This window comes from Odoribacter sp. N15.MGS-14 (assembly GCF_000980245.1).
Taxonomy (GTDB): Bacteria; Bacteroidota; Bacteroidia; order Bacteroidales; family Marinifilaceae; genus Odoribacter; species Odoribacter splanchnicus.
The window spans coordinates 1-22042 of sequence record NZ_LARE01000011.1 but is presented as its reverse complement, the minus strand read 5'-3'; the positions used below and the strand labels follow the sequence as shown (position 1 = coordinate 22042).

At 43.9% G+C, this 22042-nt stretch carries 17 protein-coding genes; 14 read left to right on the top strand and 3 right to left on the bottom strand.

Annotated elements, in window-relative coordinates:
- Positions 1-122: 122 nt before the first annotated feature.
- The 11 genes from WS34_RS03750 to WS34_RS03700 all read left to right on the top strand — a co-directional run bounded on the left by WS34_RS03750 (position 123) and on the right by WS34_RS03700 (position 13845).
- A complete protein-coding gene (locus tag WS34_RS03750) occupies positions 123-1286 on the top strand; it encodes a dicarboxylate/amino acid:cation symporter (RefSeq protein ID WP_046403233.1) in 1164 nt (387 codons plus the stop codon).
- Between the two features lie 72 nt (positions 1287-1358).
- Positions 1359-1769 carry a hypothetical protein gene (locus tag WS34_RS03745; protein WP_217773946.1) on the top strand — a complete coding sequence of 137 codons (411 nt, stop codon included), beginning with the start codon at positions 1359-1361 and terminating at the stop codon, positions 1767-1769.
- Between the two features lie 270 nt (positions 1770-2039).
- Positions 2040-2639 (top strand): TetR/AcrR family transcriptional regulator, encoded by a 600-nt coding sequence (locus tag WS34_RS03740; protein ID WP_041556879.1) that lies wholly within the window; start codon positions 2040-2042, stop codon positions 2637-2639.
- Positions 2636-3238 (top strand): TetR/AcrR family transcriptional regulator, encoded by a 603-nt coding sequence (locus tag WS34_RS03735; RefSeq protein WP_013612959.1) that lies wholly within the window; start codon positions 2636-2638, stop codon positions 3236-3238. The genes WS34_RS03740 and WS34_RS03735 overlap by 4 nt, the downstream gene beginning before the upstream one ends.
- An 82-nt stretch (positions 3239-3320) precedes the next feature.
- The gene (locus tag WS34_RS03730; protein ID WP_022159800.1) at positions 3321-4757 is read left to right on the top strand and encodes a TolC family protein; all 1437 of its coding nucleotides are present in this window, start codon (positions 3321-3323) and stop codon (positions 4755-4757) included.
- A gap of 22 nt (positions 4758-4779) precedes the next feature.
- On the top strand, positions 4780-5760 hold the full coding sequence (locus tag WS34_RS03725; protein ID WP_046403228.1) for an HlyD family secretion protein: 981 nt from the start codon (positions 4780-4782) through the stop codon (positions 5758-5760).
- Positions 5757-6926, top strand: coding sequence for an ABC transporter permease (locus WS34_RS03720; RefSeq protein WP_013612962.1), 1170 nt, complete (start codon positions 5757-5759; stop codon positions 6924-6926). Before WS34_RS03725 ends, WS34_RS03720 begins: the two co-directional genes overlap by 4 nt.
- A 9-nt stretch (positions 6927-6935) precedes the next feature.
- A complete protein-coding gene (locus WS34_RS03715) occupies positions 6936-8105 on the top strand; it encodes an ABC transporter permease (RefSeq protein ID WP_306447343.1) in 1170 nt (389 codons plus the stop codon).
- Positions 8106-8129: 24 nt separating this feature from the next.
- Entirely contained in the window at positions 8130-9194 is a 1065-nt protein-coding gene (locus WS34_RS03710) for an efflux RND transporter periplasmic adaptor subunit (protein ID WP_013612964.1), read from the top strand.
- 48 nt (positions 9195-9242) lie between these two features.
- On the top strand, positions 9243-12413 hold the full coding sequence (locus WS34_RS03705; RefSeq protein WP_013612965.1) for an efflux RND transporter permease subunit: 3171 nt from the start codon (positions 9243-9245) through the stop codon (positions 12411-12413).
- 7 nt (positions 12414-12420) lie between these two features.
- Entirely contained in the window at positions 12421-13845 is a 1425-nt protein-coding gene (locus tag WS34_RS03700; RefSeq protein ID WP_228026214.1) for a TolC family protein, read from the top strand.
- Here the strand turns inward: WS34_RS03700 and WS34_RS03695 are convergent.
- Positions 13842-14543, bottom strand: a complete 702-nt coding sequence (locus WS34_RS03695) for a recombinase family protein (RefSeq protein ID WP_022159795.1) — start codon at positions 14541-14543, stop codon at positions 13842-13844. The two genes, WS34_RS03700 and WS34_RS03695, sit on opposite strands and share 4 nt — an antisense overlap.
- Before the next feature lie 270 nt (positions 14544-14813).
- Here WS34_RS03695 and WS34_RS03690 point away from each other — a divergent pair, with 270 nt between their 5' ends.
- The 3 genes from WS34_RS03690 to WS34_RS03680 are packed head-to-tail and all read left to right on the top strand — an operon-like array spanning position 14814 to position 20550.
- The gene (locus WS34_RS03690; protein ID WP_022159794.1) at positions 14814-15902 is read left to right on the top strand and encodes an efflux RND transporter periplasmic adaptor subunit; all 1089 of its coding nucleotides are present in this window, start codon (positions 14814-14816) and stop codon (positions 15900-15902) included.
- Positions 15903-15962: 60 nt separating this feature from the next.
- A complete protein-coding gene (locus tag WS34_RS03685; protein ID WP_046403224.1) occupies positions 15963-19139 on the top strand; it encodes an efflux RND transporter permease subunit in 3177 nt (1058 codons plus the stop codon).
- Position 19140: 1 nt separating this feature from the next.
- Positions 19141-20550 carry a TolC family protein gene (locus tag WS34_RS03680; protein WP_046403222.1) on the top strand — a complete coding sequence of 470 codons (1410 nt, stop codon included), beginning with the start codon at positions 19141-19143 and terminating at the stop codon, positions 20548-20550.
- A 161-nt stretch (positions 20551-20711) separates the two neighbouring features.
- Here the strand turns inward: WS34_RS03680 and WS34_RS03675 are convergent, their stop codons facing one another.
- Together WS34_RS03675 and WS34_RS03670 are read right to left on the bottom strand one after the other, a co-directional pair.
- Positions 20712-21260: an RNA polymerase sigma-70 factor gene (locus tag WS34_RS03675; RefSeq protein WP_286693618.1), complete on the bottom strand. Its 549-nt coding sequence runs from the start codon at positions 21258-21260 to the stop codon at positions 20712-20714.
- Between the two features lie 109 nt (positions 21261-21369).
- A partial coding sequence (locus WS34_RS03670) for a hypothetical protein (protein WP_046403220.1) occupies positions 21370-22042 on the bottom strand: 673 nt, incomplete at its 5' end.

Below are 22042 nucleotides of genomic sequence, written 5' to 3'. Positions count from 1 at the left end.
GTAATTTTACTGACTTAATAAAGTTCTTAAACTTTACAGACTCATTTTTTTGTTGTAACATTGTGGTTTCGGAAACGTTTGAATTATTGTGGGTAAATACTAATATTAGAAAATGATTGTCTATGAAAAAGATGAAATTAGGTCTATTGCCTCGTATTATTATTGCTATTGCTTTAGGTATTGTGTGCGGACTTTTCTTTCCCGGTTGGATTGTCCGGATTTTTTTGACTGTTAATTCTTTGTTCGGTAATTTCCTGAATTTTATTATTCCGTTATTGATATTAGGCTTGGTGGCTCCCGGAATCGCCGATCTGGGGAAAGGAGCCGGACGTTTGCTGCTGATAACCGCTTTGCTGGCTTATGGTTTTACTTTGTTTTCAGGCTTTTTTACTTATTTTACCTGTGATCTTTCTTATCCCTGGTTGTTAAATACCTCCGATAAGCTGTCGGCTGTGGCGGATAATACCGTTGCCTTACAACCGTATTTCACTGTTGAAATGCCTGCTGTCATGGGAGTTATGTCGGCTCTGATATTGGCTTTTACGTTAGGTTTAGGAATGTCGGTGATCGACGGCAACCGGTTGAAGTCGGTTATGGATGATTTTAAAGACATTATCAATCAGGTGATTACTGCCGTGATTATCCCTGTTTTACCTCTCTATATTTTCGGTATTTTCCTGAATATGACCAATTCCGGGCAGGTTGCCGGAGTGATGAATGTATTTCTGAAGATTATTGTCGTTATTTTTGTGATGACCGTAGTCTTGTTGTTTATTCAGTTTTTTATCGCCGGTATGGTCGGTAAAAAGAATCCCCTCCGTTTGTTCCGCAATATGTTACCTGCTTATATGACTGCTTTAGGCACCCAATCTTCGGCGGCAACGATTCCTGTAACCCTGGAGCAAACGATACGGAATGGCGTACGTCCTGACTTGGCCGGTTTCGTTATCCCGTTGTGTGCTACGATTCATCTGTCGGGGAGTACCATGAAAATCGTCGCTTGTTCGATGGCCATCATGTTGATGAGTGGTATGGAAATAAATTTTGCCCAATTCGCCGGATTTATTATGATGCTCGGGATTGCTATGGTGGCAGCACCGGGTGTGCCGGGAGGTGCTATTATGGCAGCCTTGGGATTGTTACAGTCGATGTTGGGATTCGATGAAACTGCCCAGGGATTGATGATCGCACTTTATATTGCTATGGATAGTTTCGGTACGGCGACTAATGTTACCGGTGACGGGGCTATTGCAGTTATTGTAGACCGGATTAATTCCGGGGAATAGATACCTTTGTGAATACCGGATTTTTTGCCTCTGAATTATTTCTATATCTTTGCAGCGGAAAATCAAAATAATATGAACTTGAAGTATATACTGATCGTATGGGGAGCGATGCTATTTTGTGTGGGGTGTAGTGAAGATGACGTGGATTCCAGCTACTCGTTCGATGTGGCCAGGCTGAAAGCTACTGTGACAAATGACAAAGGAAGTGTTGTCGAGATGAATACTATTTTATTGGATTCTTTGCAACAACAGGGATTTGTAGGTGAAGTTAGTTTCTCTGAAGAAACCCGGGCCGAAAACGACCGTTTGGCTGAAGAAAAATTTGCAGAGAAACTGGAAAATATCAAAAATATCAAACCCGCCCGTTTGTTACAGCTTCTACCCGGAGAAAGGGTCATGGTAACTTTTGATTATCTGTTGAAACGCGGAAAAGATGTGCTCGAAGAGGAAGAAATAACCTTAGATGAGGCTATCGCGTTGTAGGGAACGGATTATTGTCCGTATCCAATGGTTCTGTCGGTAAATAATTGTTGTACAACGTATACCGAATCTTCGTAACTACCTGTATAATCCCAAGCAGATAAACACGACGGCCTGTACCATTCAGAAAAACCGCTTCGAATTTTTTTATAAACTACATTCCGTAGTTGAACCTTCAATCGGTCGATTTTGAAAATAAATATTAATCCTGATATTTATTGTTGTAATTTTGTTAATTATTTACTATTTTTGCATACCGAAAAGTATAAAAATATGCCGGATTTGAAAGATGAAATAGTGAATAAATCTTTTTTCCAATTTCTGAACAGAGGATATAAAGCTTGTTCGCTGAAAGATTTGGAGAAAGCTACCGGTTTGACGAAAGGTGCGTTTTATTATTATTTTCGGAATAAAGAAGAAATACTGAAAGCCGGTATCGAAAAGTATTTGTCCGTAGTCAGTGAGATAAGCGAAGAAGAGTTTTTGGAAGTCGGTTCATTGAAGGCCTACATAGATATCGTAGTGGCCCGGAAAGAACGAAGAGCTGAACAATTACAACAGATGTTCGACTTTTTTATTATAGATATCGCTTTTTTTCAGTTGGTTTTGGAAGTAGCCCCTCTCTTTCCGGAATATCGTAAATGGATTGACGAGTTGTCTAAAGATCGTTTGTCCCGTTGGGAATATATGATCTTGAAGGCGAAACAGCAGGGAGAGATCAAAGGTTCGCTCGATACTTCGGTATTGGCGCGTAACCTGATGTCGGTGTCGACCAGTATGTTGAATATCGAGTTGGGTACCGATAATTTGCACTTTATGTTTTCGGATATGCGTATGCAGTTTGAACAATATTATTTATTGATAAAAAAATGAATAATACCCGTCGGCAAATCATAGAAACCGCTTTTCTGCTCTTCTTGAAAAAAGGGTTTAAGGCTGTGCGGCTGAGTGATATAGAACGGGCTGCGAAAATTACCCGCGGTACTTTTTATTATCATTTCACCAATAAAGAAGAAGTACTGAAGGAGGGATTGTATTCTTATTATGCCTTGCTGAACTCAAAAAGAACCGAAGAATTCGGGCATATTTCGACATTGCGGGAATATGTCGACCTCACTATTCAGAAATTGACCGGGATACATAATTATTCAGCACGGACATTCAGTAGTGAAATTCCTGAAATTCTTTGCCTTTCGTTGATCGTGGAAGTGATCGCCCTATTCCCCGAATTTAAAAAAGTGGTTTTGGCTTCGAAAATGTTGCGACTTTCTAAGTTAGAACAGTTGATATTGAATGCCAAACGGGCCGGAGAATTGAGAAATGATGTGGATACCTCTATTTTGGCAAAGAATTTGCTGAATATTAGCGTCGGTGTGATAAACTATCTGATCATGCATCAGGATATATCTTATGCATTGTCGGCGGTGAGATCACAATATGAACAACTTTATTCTCTGGCTGTCGGAGAATAATTTTTTTATTGAAATACATACCGAAAAGTATAAAACAAATTACGTTATAATAGATAGAATTTATTATTCAATAACCGATCATATGAAGAAGTTGATTTGTGGAATATTAATGTTAGGAACGATTGCCGGTGTATATGGGCAAAAAGTGATGAGCTTGGAAGAGTGCAGGCTGTTGGCTCTGGAAAATAACAAAAAGTTGAAAATGGCCGATGAGCAGATAAACGCAGCAAAAGCTAAAAAAGAAGAGGCTTTTACCAAATATTTGCCTGCTTTGGATGCGATGGGGACTTATATGCGCAATCAGAAAGAGATCAATTTATTATCCGAAGATGCCCATTTGCCTGTCGGTACGATCGGACAAGACGGTAAATGGACGCTCGGTAAAGATCAGATTATGATCGGAGCAGACGGAAAACCTGTGATGAATAACGGCCAATATGTCCCTAAAGATTATGCTCTGTTGCCCAAAGAGGCGATGACCGTGGATGATAGAAATATGGCTCTTTTGCAGGTAGGACTGACACAACCGATTTATATGGGGGGTAAGATCAGAGCCTATAACCAACTGGCAGGGTTGTCCGAGAAATTGGCCGAGAGCGGGAGAGAACAGGAATTGCAAAATATTATCCAGGAAACCGACGAAGCTTATTGGCAAATCGTATCTCTGGTCAACCGACAGAAATTAGCCGTTAAATTTGTCGAGACTTTACAGAAATTCGAACATGATATCGAAGTGATGTACCGAACCGGCGTATCGACTAAGGCGGATATGCTCTCGGTGAAGGTAAAACTGAACCAGGCAGAGATGGCTCTGTTGCGGGTGGAGGACGGTTTGAGTCTGGCTCGTATGAATCTGAACCAAATCTGTGGATTAGCTGTAGATTCGGTTTATACCCTGCAAGAAGAATTATTGAATGTTTTGCCTCAGGCCGAACCGAAGTGGTTGAATATCGAGCAGGTATATGATAACCGTCCGGAGATCAGTAGCCTGACGCTGGCAACGGATATTTACCGGAAGAAAGAAAAGATTGCCCGTTCGGCTTATCTGCCGACAGTGGCTTTTATGGCTAATTATTTTGCCATGACCCCTTCTTTCTTCGATGGGATAAGTACCGGATTCGACGGGATGTGGAGTGTCGGTATCGGCGTTAAAGCACCTATATTCCATTGGGGGGCTTCCCGGAAAACGGTGCGTAGTGCCAGGGCGGAGACCAGTCTGATGAATTTTAAATTACAGGAAGCCCGCGAAAAGATAGAGTTACAGGTAAGCCAGGCCCGGTTGAAGGTCAAAGAAGCTGCCCGGAAGATGGAAGTGGCTGAAAAAAATCAGGTGAAGGCCGATGAGAATTTGAAGTATGCCAACCTGGGATTTCAGGAAGGGACGATCCCGGTATCCAATGTGTTGGAAGCCCAAACGGCTTGGTTGGCTGCTCATGCCGATTTGATCGATACACAGATAGAAATGAAATTGTGTGAAGTGTATTTGCAAAAAGCGTATGGTATATTAGGCAAAGAATAGAAATTATAAACGAAAAGATAGTATGGAAAAGATGAATGGAAAATTGGTGACTTTTACCGGAATCATTGTTTTGGTGCTTTTGGTGGCAATTTTCGGTTTTCTGTTTTGGGATCCGAAACCTGAGTATATTCAGGGAGAGGCTGAGGCAACGGAAGTACGTATTTCCGGAAAAGTGCCGGGGCGGATCGAAATATTCCGTTTTAATGAAGGAGAACAGGTGAGCCGGGGGGATACGGTGGCTATCCTGGATAGTCCTGAGGTGCTGGCCAAATATAGTCAGGCCGAAGCGGCGGAGGCTGCTGCCCAGGCTCTGAACGAAAAGGCTGAAAGAGGTACTCGCTCCGAACAGATCGTAATGACTTACCAAACCTGGCAAAAAGCAAAAGCCGCTGCCGAGGTAGCGAAAAAAACATACGACCGGATCCTGAAACTTTATGAGAGTGAGGTTGTGCCGGCCCAGAAGAAAGATGAGGCCGAAGCTAATTACAAAGCTATGATGGCTACCGAACAGGCTGCTAAAGCCCAATACGAGATGGCACGCAATGGTGCACAAAGAGAAGATAAACAAGCTGCAGAGGCTCAACTGAACCGGGCGAAAGGGGCTGTCGCAGAAGTGGAGGCTTATGTCAAAGAGACTTATTTGATCTCTCCGATAGACGGAGAAATTTCCGAGCGGTATCCGAAGGTCGGAGAATTGGTCGGTACAGGGGCACCGGTGATGGATATTTTGGATTTATCGGACATGTGGGTATCTTTTAATGTGCGTGAAGACCAGCTGAACGATTTCAGGGTAGGAGAAACATTTAAAGCTTTTGTGCCTGCTTTGGATAATCGCGAAGTGGAATTGAAAGTCACTTATCTGAAGGATATGGGAAGTTACGCTGCCTGGCGGGCTACCAAAACGACAGGGCAGTATGATGTAAAAACTTTCCGGGTAAAGGCAAAACCGGTGGACAAAGTAGATGGACTGCGTCCGGGAATGAGTGTTTTGAAAAAATTATGAGTACGCTCGGTTTGTTATCGGCTTTAATGAAACGGGAATTCAGACGTCTGGCTTCCCGGCGGATTTATTGGTTTATTCTGATTTTAGCTCCGGCATTTTGTTTTATCTTTTTTGCCGATTTGTTGAAACAGGGGTTACCAATGAAATTGCCGATAGCCGTGGTGGATGAGGATAATACATCCTTGTCACGGCAATTGGTGCGTTCTTTGGATGCGATGGCCCAAACCGAAGTGGTGATGCGGACGGCTAGCTTTAAAGAAGCCCGGGAAGCGATGCAAACAAGCCGGATCTACGGTATTTTCCATATACCGGCGAATTTCAGACAGGAGGTGTCTGTCGGTAAAAGACCTGAAATTTCATTTTATACAAATGAGACTTATCTGCTACCGGGCTCATTGGTCTATAAAAATATGCGCTTGCAGGCCGCTTTGGCAAACGGGGCTGTACAACAGACCGTATTGTTGGCAAAAGGCGGGGGAGGACCGCTATTGAAAGCCAGGCTGTCACCGATTACAGTGGATACGTTTCCCTTGAATAATCCCTGGATCAGCTATGCCATCTATCTGGCAAGTATTTTAATGCCTGCTTTCGTTTTTATGTTTGCCATGTTTACCGCCACTTATAGCATCAGTCAGGAGACTAAAGAAAAAACGGCAGCCGATTGGTTGCGTCGAAGCAATGATTCTATTGTATTGGCTTTGCTGGGAAAGCTATTGCCTCAAACGCTGATCTTTGTCACTACCGGCTTACTGTATCTTTCTATATTGTACGGTTATTTACATTTTCCTTTGAATAGTGGATTTTTTCCCATGTTTTTAGCTATGTTGCTGTTGGTACTGGCTGCTCAGGGGTTTGCTATTTTTGTTACCGGTATTGCACGGCGCAATCGGATCGCCCTCAGTTTTTGCGGGCTTTGGGGAGTTTTGTCATTCTCTGTCAGTGGTTTTACTTTCCCGGTTCCGGCTATGCCTCAGCTGATGCAGTTGATGTCTGATTTATTTCCGATGAGGCATTACTATCTGCTCTATGTCGATCAGGCTTTGAACGGTATTCCTATGGCCTACTCCTGGAAACCTTATCTGGCTTTGGTATTGTTCGTTCTGTTGCCGTTACTGACTTTGCCTAAATTGAAATTGGATTTACAGGAAAATCGTTATTTACCCTAATGGGAGGTTATGATGAAAGATATCTATTTTATATTTCGGAGAGAGTTTTACCTGGTTTTTCGGGACCATGCAGTACTTACTTTCTTTATTTTTCTGTGTTTAGGCTATCCCCTGATTTATACTTTTATTTATAGTAATGAGGTTGTAAGACAGGTGCCCGTTGCTGTCATCGATCAGTCCAAGTCTCCTTTAAGCCGTGAATTTTTGCGGATGTGGGAAGCTTCTCCGAATGTGAAAGTCGTAGCCCACTGTAACGATCTCGGAGAAGCGCAGCTTTTCATGTGGCAGAAAGAAATATACGGTATTTTAGAGATTCCGGCGGATTTCAGTAAAGATATAAATCGGGGAGAACAGGCCCATGTCGCTTTGTTTTGCGATATGGGGGCTTTACTCAATTATAAAGCTTTACTTCAGGCGACAAGCGATGTGGCTATCACCCTGGGGAAAGAAATACAGGTAGAAAATTTACCTTATGCTTCCCGCATTCAGCAAGAAATAACCGCCTCGCCGGTAGAGATTTCGGAAGTCAAAATGTTTAATCCTCAAAGTGGTTTTGCTTCTTTTATCATCCCGGCAGTATTGATCCTGGTGATCCAACAATCTTTATTGTTGGGAGTGGGAACGATTGCCGGAACAGCCCGCGACAGGAATCCACGCCATAGCCTGGTGCCCGTCGATAAACATTACTGCAAACCCTGGTGCATTGTCATCGGTAAAGCCTGTGTTTATATGCCGGTTTATTTTGTGATGGGATTTTGGGTGTTCTTTATTGTACCCCGGATCTTTAGTTTAACTCAAATCGGAGCTAAATCGGAATTGATGTTATTCCTGTTCCCCTTTTTGTTGGCTTGTGTCTTTTTTGCTATTACAGCTTCTTTTTTAAGTAGGGAGCGGGAACAGCCTTTTTTATTGTTTGTCTTTACCTCGGTGCCGCTCATGTTTATTTCGGGTATTTCGTGGCCGAAGGAGGGGATTGCCGGTTATTGGATCGCCCTGTCGAAAATTTTTCCTTCTACTCACGGAATCGACGGGTTCGTAAAAATGAACAATATGGGGGCTACCCTTGGAGAGGTGTTGCCGGAGTATCTAAATCTCTGGATTTTAGCGATTATTTATTTTATTTTGGCATGTTTATTGTATTATAGAGAAATTGTTAAAAGTCGTAAAGTACGTTCGTAAACGAATAATTAATAGGTGTGTACTATGATCAGACATTATTTATTCCCTGTGGTGGGAATTATCCTTGGATTTTCTGCTTGTCGTTCGTCGGAAACCAATGAAAAGCAGGTCTTGATGGTGAAGACCGAGACAGTAAAAAATTATGAGAACGAATTACAAGTGACCTATCCGGGGCGTGTTAAGGCTGCGGCCGACGTAGATCTGGCATTTCGGGTAGCCGGACCGATCATCCGGATTCCGGTGCAGGTGGGTAGTTTTGTGCGTAAAGGAGAAGTGATTGCAGAGATCGACCCGCGGGATTATGAATTGCAGTATAAAGCTACCGAAGCCGAATACAAACAGATTAAATCCGAGGCTGAACGGGTGATAGAACTGTATAACCGTAAAAGTGTACCTGAAAATGATTACGATAAAGCGGTGTATGGTTTGCAGCAAATCACCTCTAAATATAATGCGCATAAAAATGCTTTGAAAGATACCCGGCTTGTCGCTCCTTTCGATGGGTATATCCAGAAGAAATATTTCGATACCGACGAAACGGTGGCTGCCGGAATGCCGGTTATATCGATGATCGATACCCGTTATTTCGAGGTAGAAATCGATGTGCCTTCCAGCGATTATGTCCGTCGTCACCTTTTTAACCGGTTTACGGCAGTTGCCGATGTCTTTCCGGATCGGGTTTTTCCGTTGGAATTGATCGATGTGACGAAAAAGGCTAATCTGAATCAGCTTTATCAGATGCGTTTGCGGTTGACTCCTGATCCTGCTATTCCTTTGGCGGCAGGTATGAGTGTGAATGTAACGATCGATTATGAAGCGGGAGGCGACAATTTGACAGTGGTTCCATTGAGTGCTATTTTTCAGGACAAGGAAAAATCGTCGGTATGGGTGTATCGGCCGGCGGATAAAAAAGTGACTCAAAGACAGGTTAAAATCCGGCAAATATTGAAAGAAGGCAGAGTGGTTTTGGACGAAGGCCTGCAAAGTGGTGAAATCGTAGTCACTGCCGGTGTACATAAACTGAAAGAGGGTATGGAAGTCGAGAGGTTGAAGCCTGTTGCCGATACGAATATCGGTGGTTTGCTGTAAACGGTCGATCCGGCCTGAAACTGTTGTCTTTTATTAATTCTGATTGGAATGAATCTTGCTGAATATGCATTGAATAATAGGGCACTGGTCAAATTTCTGATTGCAGTGCTTGTTGTTGGCGGAATCTTTTCGTTTGTCTCTATGAGTAAACTGGAAGATCCGGAGATCAAGGTAAAACAAGCTCTGGTCGTGACTGTCTATCCCGGAGCTTCGGCTCATAAAGTGGAATTGGAAGTAACGGATGTGCTCGAGAAAGAAATCCGGGCGATGGGAGATATTGCCAGTGTGGAGTCGAAATCGATGGCTGATCTGTCTATTATTACGGTCGAGTTGGAGAGTACGGTTCCCCCTGCCGAATTGGAACAAAAGTGGGATATCTTACGGCGGCGGGTGACGAATGCAGCTTCACAACTGCCCGACGGATGTGTGACTCCTGTGGTAAAAGATGATTTCGGGGATGTATACGGCATGTTCTATGCCATGACTACCGATGGCATCGCCGACGAAGAAATGGTTGAGTATGCCAATCTGGTGAAGCGTGAGTTACAGGATATACCGGGAGTGAGACGGGTGGATATTTATGGCGACCGAAAACCTTGTATCAATATAGATATCATACAGGACAAAATGGCTAATCTGGGTGTACATCCCGCCGAGATTTTAGCTACCTTGAACAACCAGAATAAAACGGTTTATTCGGGATATTTCAAGACGGGAAAGAGTAGATTGAGGATAGGCGTAGACGATAGTTACGAATCGATCCGTGATATCGAAAACCTGTTGATTCAGGGACATGAAAACGATCAGCTGCGATTGCGGGATGTAGCTTCGGTCACACGGGGATATCAGGATCCTTCCCGGAATGAGATGCGTTACGATACTGTTCGTGCACTAGGGATATCGATCTCTATGGAAAAAGGAGGGAATATTGTGACTTTGGGCGAAAAGGTGGATGCTCGTTTAGAGCAATTGAAATCTTCCCGTATACCTGTCGGCATCGATTTTCAAAAGGTATTTTTCCAACCCGATCGGGTGAGGGAGGCTATCGGTACTTTTATGATCAATCTGGTAGAGTCGGTGCTGGTGGTGATTCTGGTATTGATGCTGACGATGGGATTCCGGAGCGGTGTGATTATCGGTACCGGTCTGGTCATTATCGTTTTGGGGGCTTTCGTGATTCTATATTTACTCGATGGAACTTTACAGCGGGTTTCCCTGGCGGCTTTGATCGTTGCGATGGGGATGCTGGTGGATAATGCGATTGTGATTGTCGACGGAATCCTGGTGGATTTAAAACGGGGTATCCCTAAGCCTGCCGCTTTGACCAATATTGCTAAAAAGACAGCTATGCCCCTGTTGGGAGCTACTTTGATCGCCATACTGGCTTTCTTCCCGATTTTTATGTCGCCCGATACGGTGGGGGAATATGTGCGGGATTTGTTTATCGTTCTGGCGGTGTCGTTATTATTGAGCTGGATTTTGGCTCTGACACAGATTCCGATCCATGCCGATTATTCCTTAAAAGTGAAAAATGAGCATTTGAGTGAGGAACAATTATACGATAGCGGGATGTATCGGTGGTTCAGGAAATTCCTGACCTATATGCTCTATCATAAGAAATTTGCTGTAGGAGCGGTTGTCATCTTATTGGCTTTGAGTGCCTGGTGTTTCCAATATATTCCGCAGGGATTCTTCCCGGATTTGAGTTACACCCAGTTGTATATCGAATATAAAGTGCCTGAAGGGGGGACTTTGGAAGCCGTCCAGGGAGATATTGCAGAAATCGAGGCTTATTTACTTTCCCGTCCGGATATTACACATGTGACTTCGAGTTTCGGCGGTACGCCTTCGCGCTACAATTTGGTCCGCTCGATTGCTTTGCCGGCGATGTCGTACGGTGAATTGATCGTCGACTATACGGATGCCGATGCCCTGAAAAGTTCGATTCCCGGGCTACAGCAATATCTCACAGAACATTATCCGGATGCTTATGTGCGGATCAAGCGTTATAATCTGATGTATGAGGATTTCCCGGTCGAGTTGATGTTTTGCGGACCCGATCCGGCTGTATTGAAAAGCTTGTCGGCTCAGGCTGAACAGATCATGAACGATGAACCGACGGCTACTTTGGTAACGAATAACTGGGAGCCCGAAGCGCCGGTATTGATGGTCGATTATTACCAGCCGATCGCCCGGCAAGCCGGTTTATCCCGTACGGATGTCGGCTTATCTCTGCTCTCGGCTACCGATGGATTACCTGTAGGCTCTTACTACGAAGGAACCACAGCTATGCCTATTTATATCAAAAGCGTAGATAATGAAGGAGAAGAAACTGCTGCACTGGAAAATATTCCGGTTTGGAGCGTCCTGCCTTCGCTTACCGGTTTGGATGGCGAGACGATAAAAGGGCTTTTGATGGGAACTGTCAAGAAAGAAGACCTTTTGTCGGAAGTGGTCGGTTCTACTCCGTTGTCACAGGCTACCCGGGGAGTGAAAATCGAGTGGGAAGATCCTGTCGTTTGGAGGTATAATGGACAACGGGCCATAAAAGCACGTTGTAACAATGCGCAGGGATATACCGCCGAGAGTGTACGGGGCAAGTTGATCCCGCTTGTCGATACGATCACCTTGCCTGAGGGATATACGAAACAATGGCTGGGCGAACACAAAGCGAGTAGCGAAGCCATGCGGTATCTTTTTAAAAATGTGCCCTGGGCTATTGTTATGATAATTGTTATTTTGATCATGCTGTTTAAAGATTTCCGTAAACCTACGATTATTTTCCTTTGTTTGCCGCTGGCAGCTATCGGCATTGTCTTCGGGATGCTGATCAGTGGAAAAGATTTCGGTTTTGTCGCTATTGTGGGGGCCTTGGGATTGATAGGTATGATGATTAAAAATGGAGTGGTATTGCTGGATGAGATCACTTTGCAGATTGCTTCCGGCAAAGGGAGGTTAGTGGCTTTACTGGATTCGTCGTCTTCGCGTTTCCGGCCGGTAATGATGGCTTCTTTAACGACTATCCTGGGGATGATTCCTTTGCTGGGCGACGACTTGTTCGGTTCTCTGGCCGTCACTATAATGGGCGGATTGCTGGTAGGTACGGTGATCACTTTGGTGTTTATACCTGTATTGTATGCTTTATTCTTTCCCATCGAAAAAGAAGATAAGGTCGGAGCTTTGCATAAAAGCGATAATGAACAATTGGCTAATGAATGATCGACGAATGATGAAAACAACGCTATTAATCCTGACAGTTTTATTCTTTTCCGGAGTTTGTCCGGCTCAGATAGTCGAGCTCGATTTACAGAAATGCCGGAAAATGGCGGTAGAAAATAGTAAAAAATTGCAATCGGCAGAACAACAAGGTCAAAAAGCCGGTTTTGACAAAAAAGCTTACCGGGCTAATTTCCTACCTAAACTTTCGGCTACAGGTTTATATGCCTATGTACACAAGAAGATGAAATTCGATATCGACGGGGGGTATCTGCCGGTATACGATGTGAACGATGTCGGACAGGCAGTGCCGCTGAATAGTTTGTATATGCCCGAAGGCAAACCTGTATTGGGAGCCGATGGGATACCCCTGTTCAAACAATATGCATTTATGCCGGATATCGACCTGGCTTTGGGTATTGAAAATGCTTACACGGTAGGAGTGATGTTGGAACAGCCTCTTTATATGGGGGGGAAAGTGCGTTCTGCTTTTCGCATGGCTTCGATAGGTAAAGAAATTGCAGACCTGAATGTGAAATATAATCAGGCGGAAGTACTTGCCGAAGCAGATGCGGCTTATTGGCAATATCTGAAAGTCTGTGAACAGGTCAAAGCTGCCGGAAAATACCTCGAAGTTGTGAAAGAATTGGTGCGTAATCTGGAAGATGCTTATCGGACGGGGATGGCCGCACAGAACGATCTGCTGAAAGCGCAGGTTAAACAAAATGAGGCGGAATTGATGGTACAAAAGGCACAGAACGGTCTGGCTTTGTCGGGAATGAATCTTTGCCGGATTGTCGGGGTTGATCTGATGAGTGAGCTGACGGTCAGGGATAGCCTCGGAGAAGGTATCGTTTCCGGCCTGTGGGAAGAAGGGGATAATATCACCGGCCGTCCCGAATACAATATGTTGGAACGGCAAATCGAACTGAAAGAAAAAGAAGTAGCCTTGACGCGTTCGGATTTCTTGCCTCAATTGGGAGTCTCTGCTTCGTATGGATATAGTGACGGGATTACGTTAAACGGCAAATCGGACGGTATCGCTTCTTTTGCAGCTTTGGCTTCGTTGAAAATACCTATTTATCATTGGGGAGAAGGACGTAATAAAGTCAAAGCCATGAAAGCCGAAGAAGAGATGGTGCGTTTGAAAAAAGAAGAAACCGAGCAGATGATGCAGCTCGAAGTGGCCCGGGCCCGCTATAATGTCGAAGATGCTGCAACCCGGGTTCGGCTCACACGACGGTCACTTTCTCAGGCCGAAGAAAACCTGCAGGTGAGTAAGAATCGTTTTGAAGTAGGAATGGAGACCCTTACCAATTACATGGAAGCACAGGCACAATGGCAGAAGGCTTGGAGTGATTGGATAGAGGCTAAGGCTGAACTTCGTGTGAATGAAACCTATTATTTGAAATCTACCGGAAGACTTAGCGACTAAGTCTCCGGTTTTTCTATAGGATTTTGCTCCTGGATTTCTTCTTCCGGTGTTTTTTTCGGTTTTTTCAATAACGTACGCAGGTAAAACAGCCGTACCGTTTCCGGAGAGACTTTATAGCGCATTGCAATTTTCTGAAACGAGAAACCTTCGGTCCTTAAATCTTTGATTTCTTGTTCATGTTCGAATAACTTACCGGCCCGCAGACTGCCTTTGGGACGTCCTAACTTTATTCCTTGGGCTCTGCGGCGTGCCAGAGCTTCGCGTGTACGCTGAGAAATCAACGTACGTTCGATTTCAGCACATAGACCAAAAGCGAAAGCGAGTACCTGACTGTTGATAGAAGAATCGAATTTATATCCTTCCTTAATACTGTGAATGGTGATCCCTTTTTCAATCGATTGATGAATAATGTTCATGATATTCATCATTTTCCGGCTTAGCCGGGAAACTTCGGTAATTATCAAGACATCACCTTTTTGCAGTTTTTTGAGCAGTGTTCCTAATTCTCTCTCACTTTCTTTTTTTGTTCCACTCACGGTTTCTGTACACCACATGGTAATTTTCAGTTCTTGCCGATGGCAGAAATTAATTACCTCGCTTTTCTGATTCAGAATGGTTTGCTTATCTGTGCTCACCCGCAGATAAGCAGCAACTATAGGAGCTCTGTCCTTCAGTTCCTGTTTCTTTTTTTCGGGCATAGTTGTTTAGATCAGTATGAGATACTGTTAATGCTTTTTTTCTCTTTTAGTTCACAAATATACGAAAGTTGGCCAGTTATGAGAAACTTTTGTGAAAAATGAGATCTGAAAATTAAGAGATTTGAACAGTTTTTGTTTTTTTAACTTACCGATGGGAAAGAAATAAAATTAGTTTTCAAATTCCACCTACTTCGTGAAACATATATTCGATGTCGTAAGTATATATTAAGACTTTAATATTCAGTATATAATAAATAAATGTCAGATACGATGAGAAAAAGTAGGAATAGAATTTTGAAGATGAAATGGCTGGTATGGGGTTGCATAGCAGCATCGATAGGGATTTTAGGATCTTGTCGGAATAAGCAGGTTCAGGTAGATATTCCGCAATTAGTAAAGACAGCTCCCGTGAATGGACATGATGGGATGACTTCTGTCACTTATCCTGGAAAAATTCAGGCTGCATCGAATGTGAAACTGGCCTTCCGGGTAGCCGGACCTATCCGTAAAATTTATGTAAACGAAGGACAATATGTGAAAAAAGGACAATTATTGGCCGAATTGGATCCCCGGGATTATCAGATTCAATTTAATGCTACTCAGGCCGAATATACCCAGGTGAAAGGCGAAGCAGACCGGATTATAGAGTTGTATCGCCGTGGAAGTGTTTCGGTGAATGAGTACGATAAAGCTGTCGCTGCACGTAAAAGGGTGACCGCTTTATATAATGCACACCGGAATGCATTGAACGATACCCGTTTGAAAGCTCCCTTCGATGGTTATGTACAAAATAAGTACTTCAACGCTCCTGAGATTGTGAATCAGGGTACTCCGGTGGTATCGATGATCGATAACGATTATTTTGAAGTGGACGTCAATATCCCTTCCGGAGATTTTATCCGGCGTGAGGATTTTATGACTTTCCACGCGAATGCCGATGTTTGTCCCGATTCGATTCTGCCTTTGGAACTGCTCGACATCACTCAGGGGGCAAATTACAACCAGTTGTTTACAGCTCGTTTCCGTTTAAAACGGAATCCGGTTCTGGCGCCAGGTATGAGTGTCTCCGTTACAATCGGATTTAAGCCCTCTTCAGAAGCGATGAGTATTGTTCCTGTCTCGGCCTTGTTTATGAAAGACGGACAGTCGTTTGTCTGGTTGTATAATGAGCAGGACGAAACGATCGAACCGGTGAGTGTCGCCGTAGAACGCCTGACAAAAGATGGAGAAGCAATTGTGAGATCTGCTTTGAGGAAAGGGCAAACGGTGATTTCTGCCGGTGTCAATGATTTGAAGGAAGGGCAGAAAGTAAAACTTTTACCTCCCGTCCCGGCTTCGAATGTTGGAGGGCTGTTGTAATGTAAATAGGAATGTCGGGCTTTCAGACCGGTATAGGACTAAATAGGAAAATCTTAAATTATGAACTTTACAGAATATGCTTTAAAAAATAAGGCGCTGGTTTATTTTTTTGTTTTTGTATTGGTAGTCGGAGGAATTTATTCCTTCTTTACCATGAGTAAATTAGAAGACCCGGCCATTACGGTGAAACAAGCTATGGTCGTAACTACTTTCCCCGGTGCATCTGCCTGGCAGGTGGAATTGGAGGTGACCGATGTACTCGAGAAATCGATCCGTTCTATGGGAGACCTGGATCATGTAGAATCGCGTTCTATGGACGATATCTCACTTATTCTGGTCGAATTGAGCAGTACGGTACCATTAGCAGAATTACAGCAGAATTGGGATATCCTGCGCCGTAAAGTGGCGAACGTACAAGCTCAGTTACCGGCCGGCGCCCAGCCTTCGATGGTCATGGACGATTTCGGCGATGTATACGGGATGTTTTATGCAATGACATCGGATGGCTTCGATTATCAGAAAATGATGGACTATGCCCAGTTGGTAAGACGTACTGTGCTGGATATCGACGGAGTGAGCAGTGTCGACATATATGGAGAACGGCCGGCCTGTATTGATATCGATATTCAGGAATCGAAAATGGCCAATTTGGGGGTTCATCCTGCCGAGATCATCCTCACCCTCCGCGGACAAAATGCAACGGTCTATTCCGGTTACTATAACAGTGGGGAAAAAAGAGTACGCGTAGGAATAGACGGCGATTTCAATGGAATTGAAGATATCCGTAATCTCCTGATCCGGGGACACGAAGAAGACGATATCCGTTTGGGAGACGTGGCCGATATTACCAAAGGGTACGTTCAGCCTCAGCAAGAGGGATTGAAATATGATACGCTGCCGGCTATCGCTATATCGATAGCGATGCAAAAAGGGGGAAATATCATCCAGTTGGGAAAAGTAATCGATCAAAAATTGGACGAACTGAAGCAAAATATCATTCCTGCCGGTATAAATTTCGAGAAAGTATTTTTTCAGCCTACCCGGGTAAAAGATGCGATCAGTGTATTTATGGTCAACCTGATCGAATCTGTATTGATTGTGATCATCGTGGTGATGTTAGCCATGGGATTCCGTAGTGGTTATATAATCGGGATCGGATTGGTGGTAGTTGTTTTGGGTTCTTTTGTGATTTTACATATGATGCACGGCACTTTACAAAGGGTATCCCTGGCATCGTTTATTGTAGCTATGGGAATGCTGGTCGATAATGCCATCGTTATTACCGACGGGATTATGGTGGATATGAAACGGGGGATTCCCAAGCCGGATGCTTTGGTCAATATCACGAAGAAAACGGCTTGGGCATTGTTGGGGGCTACTACGATCGGTATCCTGACTTTTTTACCGATCTATATGTCGCCCGATACAACCGGCGAATATGTCCGTGACCTTTTTATCGTATTGGCTGTATCGCTATGGCTGAGCTGGATATTGGCGCTGGCTTATGTTCCGATCCAGGCCGACCGGGCTTTTAAACCCAAAGTGGTCGAACCGGGAGAACCCGATAATCCGTTCAACGGCAGAATTTACCGGCAATATCAGCGACTTCTCCGTTTTGCCATCCACTATCGTTGGATCTGGATTGTAGCTACTGTGATTTTACTGGTTTTTAGTGTTTACGGTTATCGGTTTATAAAACAGGGATTTTTTCCCGACTTGAGTTATAATCAATTGTATATCGAATATAAAATGCCTTTCGGTACCAATCCTGAGACTGTCGAAAAAGATTTGGCCAGTATGGAAAAATATTTGATGAGTCGGCCTGAAATCACCGCCGTAACCACAAGTTTGGGTGGAACTCCCTCGCGTTATAATCTGGTCCGTACGGTGGCCGAGCCCGCTTTAAGTTATGGGGAACTGATCGTTGATTTTACTTCGCCGGCGGCTCTGAAGGAACATTTGAATGAATTGCAGGCTTATCTTTCTTCTCATTATCCGCAGGCATATGTGCGGATGAAACAGTACAACCTGATGTATATGGATTTCCCGATTCAGTTTATGATTTCAGGTCCCGATCCGGCAGTATTAAAATCACTCTGTGCACAGGTTGAAGGGATCATGCGGGCAGATTCATCGGTAATGCTGGTAACCAATAATTGGGGCCCGGAGACTCCGGCGATGCGGGTGGATTATCAACAGCAGACTGCCCGGGATGTAAACCTGAGCCGGGAAGATGTCGGGTTGGCCGTACTGGCTGCTACCGACGGCTTGCCGATCGGTTCTTATTATGAGGGCGAACATCCTTTACCGATCTATCTGAAAAGTGTGAACGATCAGGGACAACGACCCGGGCAGATCGGTAATGTCCCGGTTTGGAGTATGGTTCCTTCGACGAATGGAATAGGCCTCGGTACAGTGAAAGAGTTGATGACCGGAATGATCGGTACCGATGATGTATTAAAACGATTGATCGGTTCAGTACCGCTCAACCAGGCTAGTAGTGGAGTGGAAGTCGGCTGGGAAGTACCGGTCGTACGTCGTTATAACGGACAGCGTTCTATTGCTGTACAATGTAATAACGCTCCCGGATATACGACTACCGCAGCCAGAAATAGCTTGCTTCCGAAAATCGAGGCATTGGATATTCCTCCTGGTTATACTACAGCCTGGCAAGGCGAATACCTGGCAAGTACGCAGTCACAGTTTTATTTGTTTAAAAATGTACCGATCGCTATCGTGCTCATATTGGCTATATTGATCGCTCTGTTTAAAGATTTCCGTAAGCCACTGATGATCTTGTTGTGTTTACCGTTGGCCATTACGGGAGTGGTGGCCGGAATGCTGATCGCCGGTAAAGAATTTGGTTTTGTGGCGATTGTCGGGGCCTTGGGATTGGTCGGCATGATGATTAAGAATGGGGTAGTTTTGGTAGATGAAGTCGATATTCAAATCCGTTCCGGGAAAGATCCTTTTCTGGCTTTGGTAGATGCTTCTACCTCCCGTTTACGTCCGGTATTCCTGGCGGCGATGACGACTATTTTGGGAATGATCCCTTTGGTGAACGACGATATGTTCGGGGCTTTGGCGGTTACGATTATGGGAGGACTGTTTATCGGAACAATCATTACTCTGGTGATTTTACCGATATTATATTCTTTATTTTTCCGTATCCGTCCTGCTAAACACGGAGAAGAAGAACAACAGCAACAACAACAAATACGAATCAATTGGAGGTAATATGAAGGCACTTTTAATGATTTTGATCTTTTTTCCTGGAGTTTTATCGGCTCAGGTGGAGCTGGATTTACAGTTATGCCGGGAAATGGCTATTCGCAATAGTAAGGAGATGGAAATCGCCGACCGGCAACACCGGAAGGCTATGTTCGATACCAAATCCTACCGGGCGGATTATTTGCCTAAATTGTCTGCTGTCGGAGTCGGATTTTATAATCAGAAAAAATATAATTATAAATTGAAAGGAGGATATCTTCCCACTTATAAACCGGGAGAGAATGGGCAATTGGAACCGAATGTAATGATCGATCCCGAAACCCAGAAACCGGTGATTGGAAGTGACGGCAATCCGGTTTTCAATGAATATGCTTTTTTACCGGATATCCGTTTACAATTGAAGTTGAGAGGGGTTTATATGGCTGGGGCTCAGCTCGAACAACCGGTCTATCTGGGAGGTAAAGTCCGGGCTGCACATCGGATGGCACAATTGGGAGAGGACATCGCTGTCGAGAATATCCGGTTGAGCCGTTCTGAAATCGTGGTAGCGACAGACGAAGCTTATTGGCAACTGTTGAGAGTCGGCGAGCAGGTGTCCGCTGCCGAGAAGTACAGACAGGTCGTGAAAGAACTCCTGCAAAACCTGCGGGATGCTCAGGTGGTCGGAATGGCTACACCCAACGATGTACTGAAAGCCCAGGTCCGCTACAATGAGGCTGGCTTGATGTTGCAGAAAGCACAGAACGGACAGGTGTTGGCGAGCATGAATCTATGCCGGTTGGTCGGCCTCAATCTGCAAACGGAATTACACCTGCAAGATTCTTTGACAGATAAGATAGATCCTCGCATCTGGGCTTTGGATACTTCAGTGGAACAGCGCCCCGATTATACGATGTTGGCTCAGGAAGTAGACCTCAGGAAAAAACAAGTCGATTTGACACGGGCTGATTTTTTACCTCAGATCGGAGTGACCGTCGGTTATGGCTATGGAGGAGGATTGCAATTGAATGGAGATGATGAGGCAAGTGCTACTTTCTCGGCTATGGCAGCAGTGAAAATTCCCGTATTCCATTGGGGAGAAGGGAAAAATAAAGTAAGATCCGCCCGGATGGAGGAAGAAATCAGCCGTCTGAATCTTGAAAAAACAACGGATTTGATGCGTCTGCAAATTACTTCCGCCCGGTTTTCTGTTACAGATGCCCAAAAACGGGTAGAGATGGCCCGGAATGCCCTGTCGCAGGCAAAGGAAAACCTGAAAATCAGCAATGACCAGTATCAGGTGGGTATGGAAAACCTCACTGCCTTGCTGGAAGCACAGGCACAGTGGCAAGAAACCTGGAGCCAGTGGATCGATGCGAAAGCCTTGTTACACCTGAGTGTATCCCAATACCTGAAAGCGATTGGAAAGTTGGACTGAAGATAAATTTGGGAATTATTTATGAAATACAAGTTTATCTCAAATAATAAAGGCAGTTATATACATATTTACACTAATAAACGTACGTTTGTAAGTGTAAATATGTATATAACTGCCATAATAAATATCGCTTATTTAATAATTAAGTCTCTTAAAACTATTTAAGGTAAAAAGAATGTAAGTAATTGATAATCTTTTAATTTTTGACGTAAGATCCGAAGTGTCGCACTCATTTTTTTTTCTACGGTTTTTACGGATATACCAGCATTGCGGGCAATATCAGCATATTGTAAACCTTCATTCCGATTTTGTAAGAAAAAACGGCGGTGATCTTCCGGCAGAGTGGCAAGGATCTGTTTATATTGTTGTAAAAGTTCCTCAAATTCCATCGTTTCAAGTGCAGAATATTCCAATGCAACCAGATCGATTTTTCGTTGAAGCTCATCCGGGAGCTGTTCTTGTAGGGATAGAGTATCCTTATGTAATTTATTCCTCAATGAACTGATGCACTTATTCTTCGTTGCAACAAATAATAGACTGCCAAGATTCCCATCTTCCCTCATCTCTTGTATCTTATCCCATATCCGGATAAAAACTTCCTGCACGATATCCTCAGCATCCTCCCAATTTCGCAGATAGCTGTTAGCATATCCGAGAAGAGGAGTATGGTAAATCCTGAACAGGTCCTCAAACGAACCTATATTTTTCATCCGATAGGATTTTTTTTCTGCAGGCATTAAGTAGTAGTTGATAGTTTGTCCGAAAAATCCTTAAAAGGACTTTCCGGACATTAAAAATGAATTCTTCAAATAAATTTACTTATTTAAGTAGTTCTCTTGACAAAACTTTCATGGATTCCTCCCATACTATCGCTTCTTCGCTACCGGAAGCTTTGATCTGATTAAAGTTATCCATCATAACTGTACAATATTTTTTCCATACACTCTTATCATTACAACTACCTTTCAAGTCGATCCCCCAATTACAGGTAAGCATAGGATGGGCCTGTGCCCCATTTTTCTTCATATAGTCAGCGGTAATACTTAAAAAACGTTCCCAATCTCCCATCCGCTGCGCATTCCGAACATCGGAGGTCAAAGCGATACTCTCTGCAGCCACGAATCCACTAGCTTTCAGTTTTCGGATAGTTTCATCGTAACCTTTCCGGTCAAAAATCGGTTTCCCGTCAACTTCTTTAATATATGAATCAGCTTTAATACTCCACAGCATATAGAGATACTTGTTTAATTCGTTTTCTCCGACCGATTGAAGAAATTTGTCCTGATTCTTTATCACTTTCTGTGCCACCGGACCATCAATATCACGGGCAAATTCATACACCAGAGCGAAATTTTCACGGGTAGCCAACTGATCTGCAGAAAGTGTATTGAGATAATCAGCTGCCAGTTTAGCTGCGGCACCGCCTTCATTGGCATTGGCTAACACAACAATGTATTCGTGCATAAATTCCGGTGAACGTTCTCCTGCCAGG

Coding starts and splice junctions, on each gene's coding strand:
- WS34_RS03705 (WP_013612965.1), top strand. CDS start 9,243: ATGAATCTTGCTGAATATGCATTGAATAATAGGGCACTGGTCAAATTT.
- WS34_RS03680 (WP_046403222.1), top strand. CDS start 19,141: ATGAAGGCACTTTTAATGATTTTGATCTTTTTTCCTGGAGTTTTATCG.
- WS34_RS03675 (WP_286693618.1), bottom strand. CDS start 21,260: ATGAAAAATATAGGTTCGTTTGAGGACCTGTTCAGGATTTACCATACT.
- WS34_RS03710 (WP_013612964.1), top strand. CDS start 8,130: ATGATCAGACATTATTTATTCCCTGTGGTGGGAATTATCCTTGGATTT.
- WS34_RS03735 (WP_013612959.1), top strand. CDS start 2,636: ATGAATAATACCCGTCGGCAAATCATAGAAACCGCTTTTCTGCTCTTC.
- WS34_RS03715 (WP_306447343.1), top strand. CDS start 6,936: ATGATGAAAGATATCTATTTTATATTTCGGAGAGAGTTTTACCTGGTT.
- WS34_RS03725 (WP_046403228.1), top strand. CDS start 4,780: ATGGAAAAGATGAATGGAAAATTGGTGACTTTTACCGGAATCATTGTT.
- WS34_RS03700 (WP_228026214.1), top strand. CDS start 12,421: ATGATGAAAACAACGCTATTAATCCTGACAGTTTTATTCTTTTCCGGA.
- WS34_RS03750 (WP_046403233.1), top strand. CDS start 123: ATGAAAAAGATGAAATTAGGTCTATTGCCTCGTATTATTATTGCTATT.
- WS34_RS03690 (WP_022159794.1), top strand. CDS start 14,814: ATGAGAAAAAGTAGGAATAGAATTTTGAAGATGAAATGGCTGGTATGG.
- WS34_RS03685 (WP_046403224.1), top strand. CDS start 15,963: ATGAACTTTACAGAATATGCTTTAAAAAATAAGGCGCTGGTTTATTTT.
- WS34_RS03740 (WP_041556879.1), top strand. CDS start 2,040: ATGCCGGATTTGAAAGATGAAATAGTGAATAAATCTTTTTTCCAATTT.
- WS34_RS03720 (WP_013612962.1), top strand. CDS start 5,757: ATGAGTACGCTCGGTTTGTTATCGGCTTTAATGAAACGGGAATTCAGA.
- WS34_RS03745 (WP_217773946.1), top strand. CDS start 1,359: ATGAACTTGAAGTATATACTGATCGTATGGGGAGCGATGCTATTTTGT.
- WS34_RS03730 (WP_022159800.1), top strand. CDS start 3,321: ATGAAGAAGTTGATTTGTGGAATATTAATGTTAGGAACGATTGCCGGT.
- WS34_RS03695 (WP_022159795.1), bottom strand. CDS start 14,543: ATGCCCGAAAAAAAGAAACAGGAACTGAAGGACAGAGCTCCTATAGTT.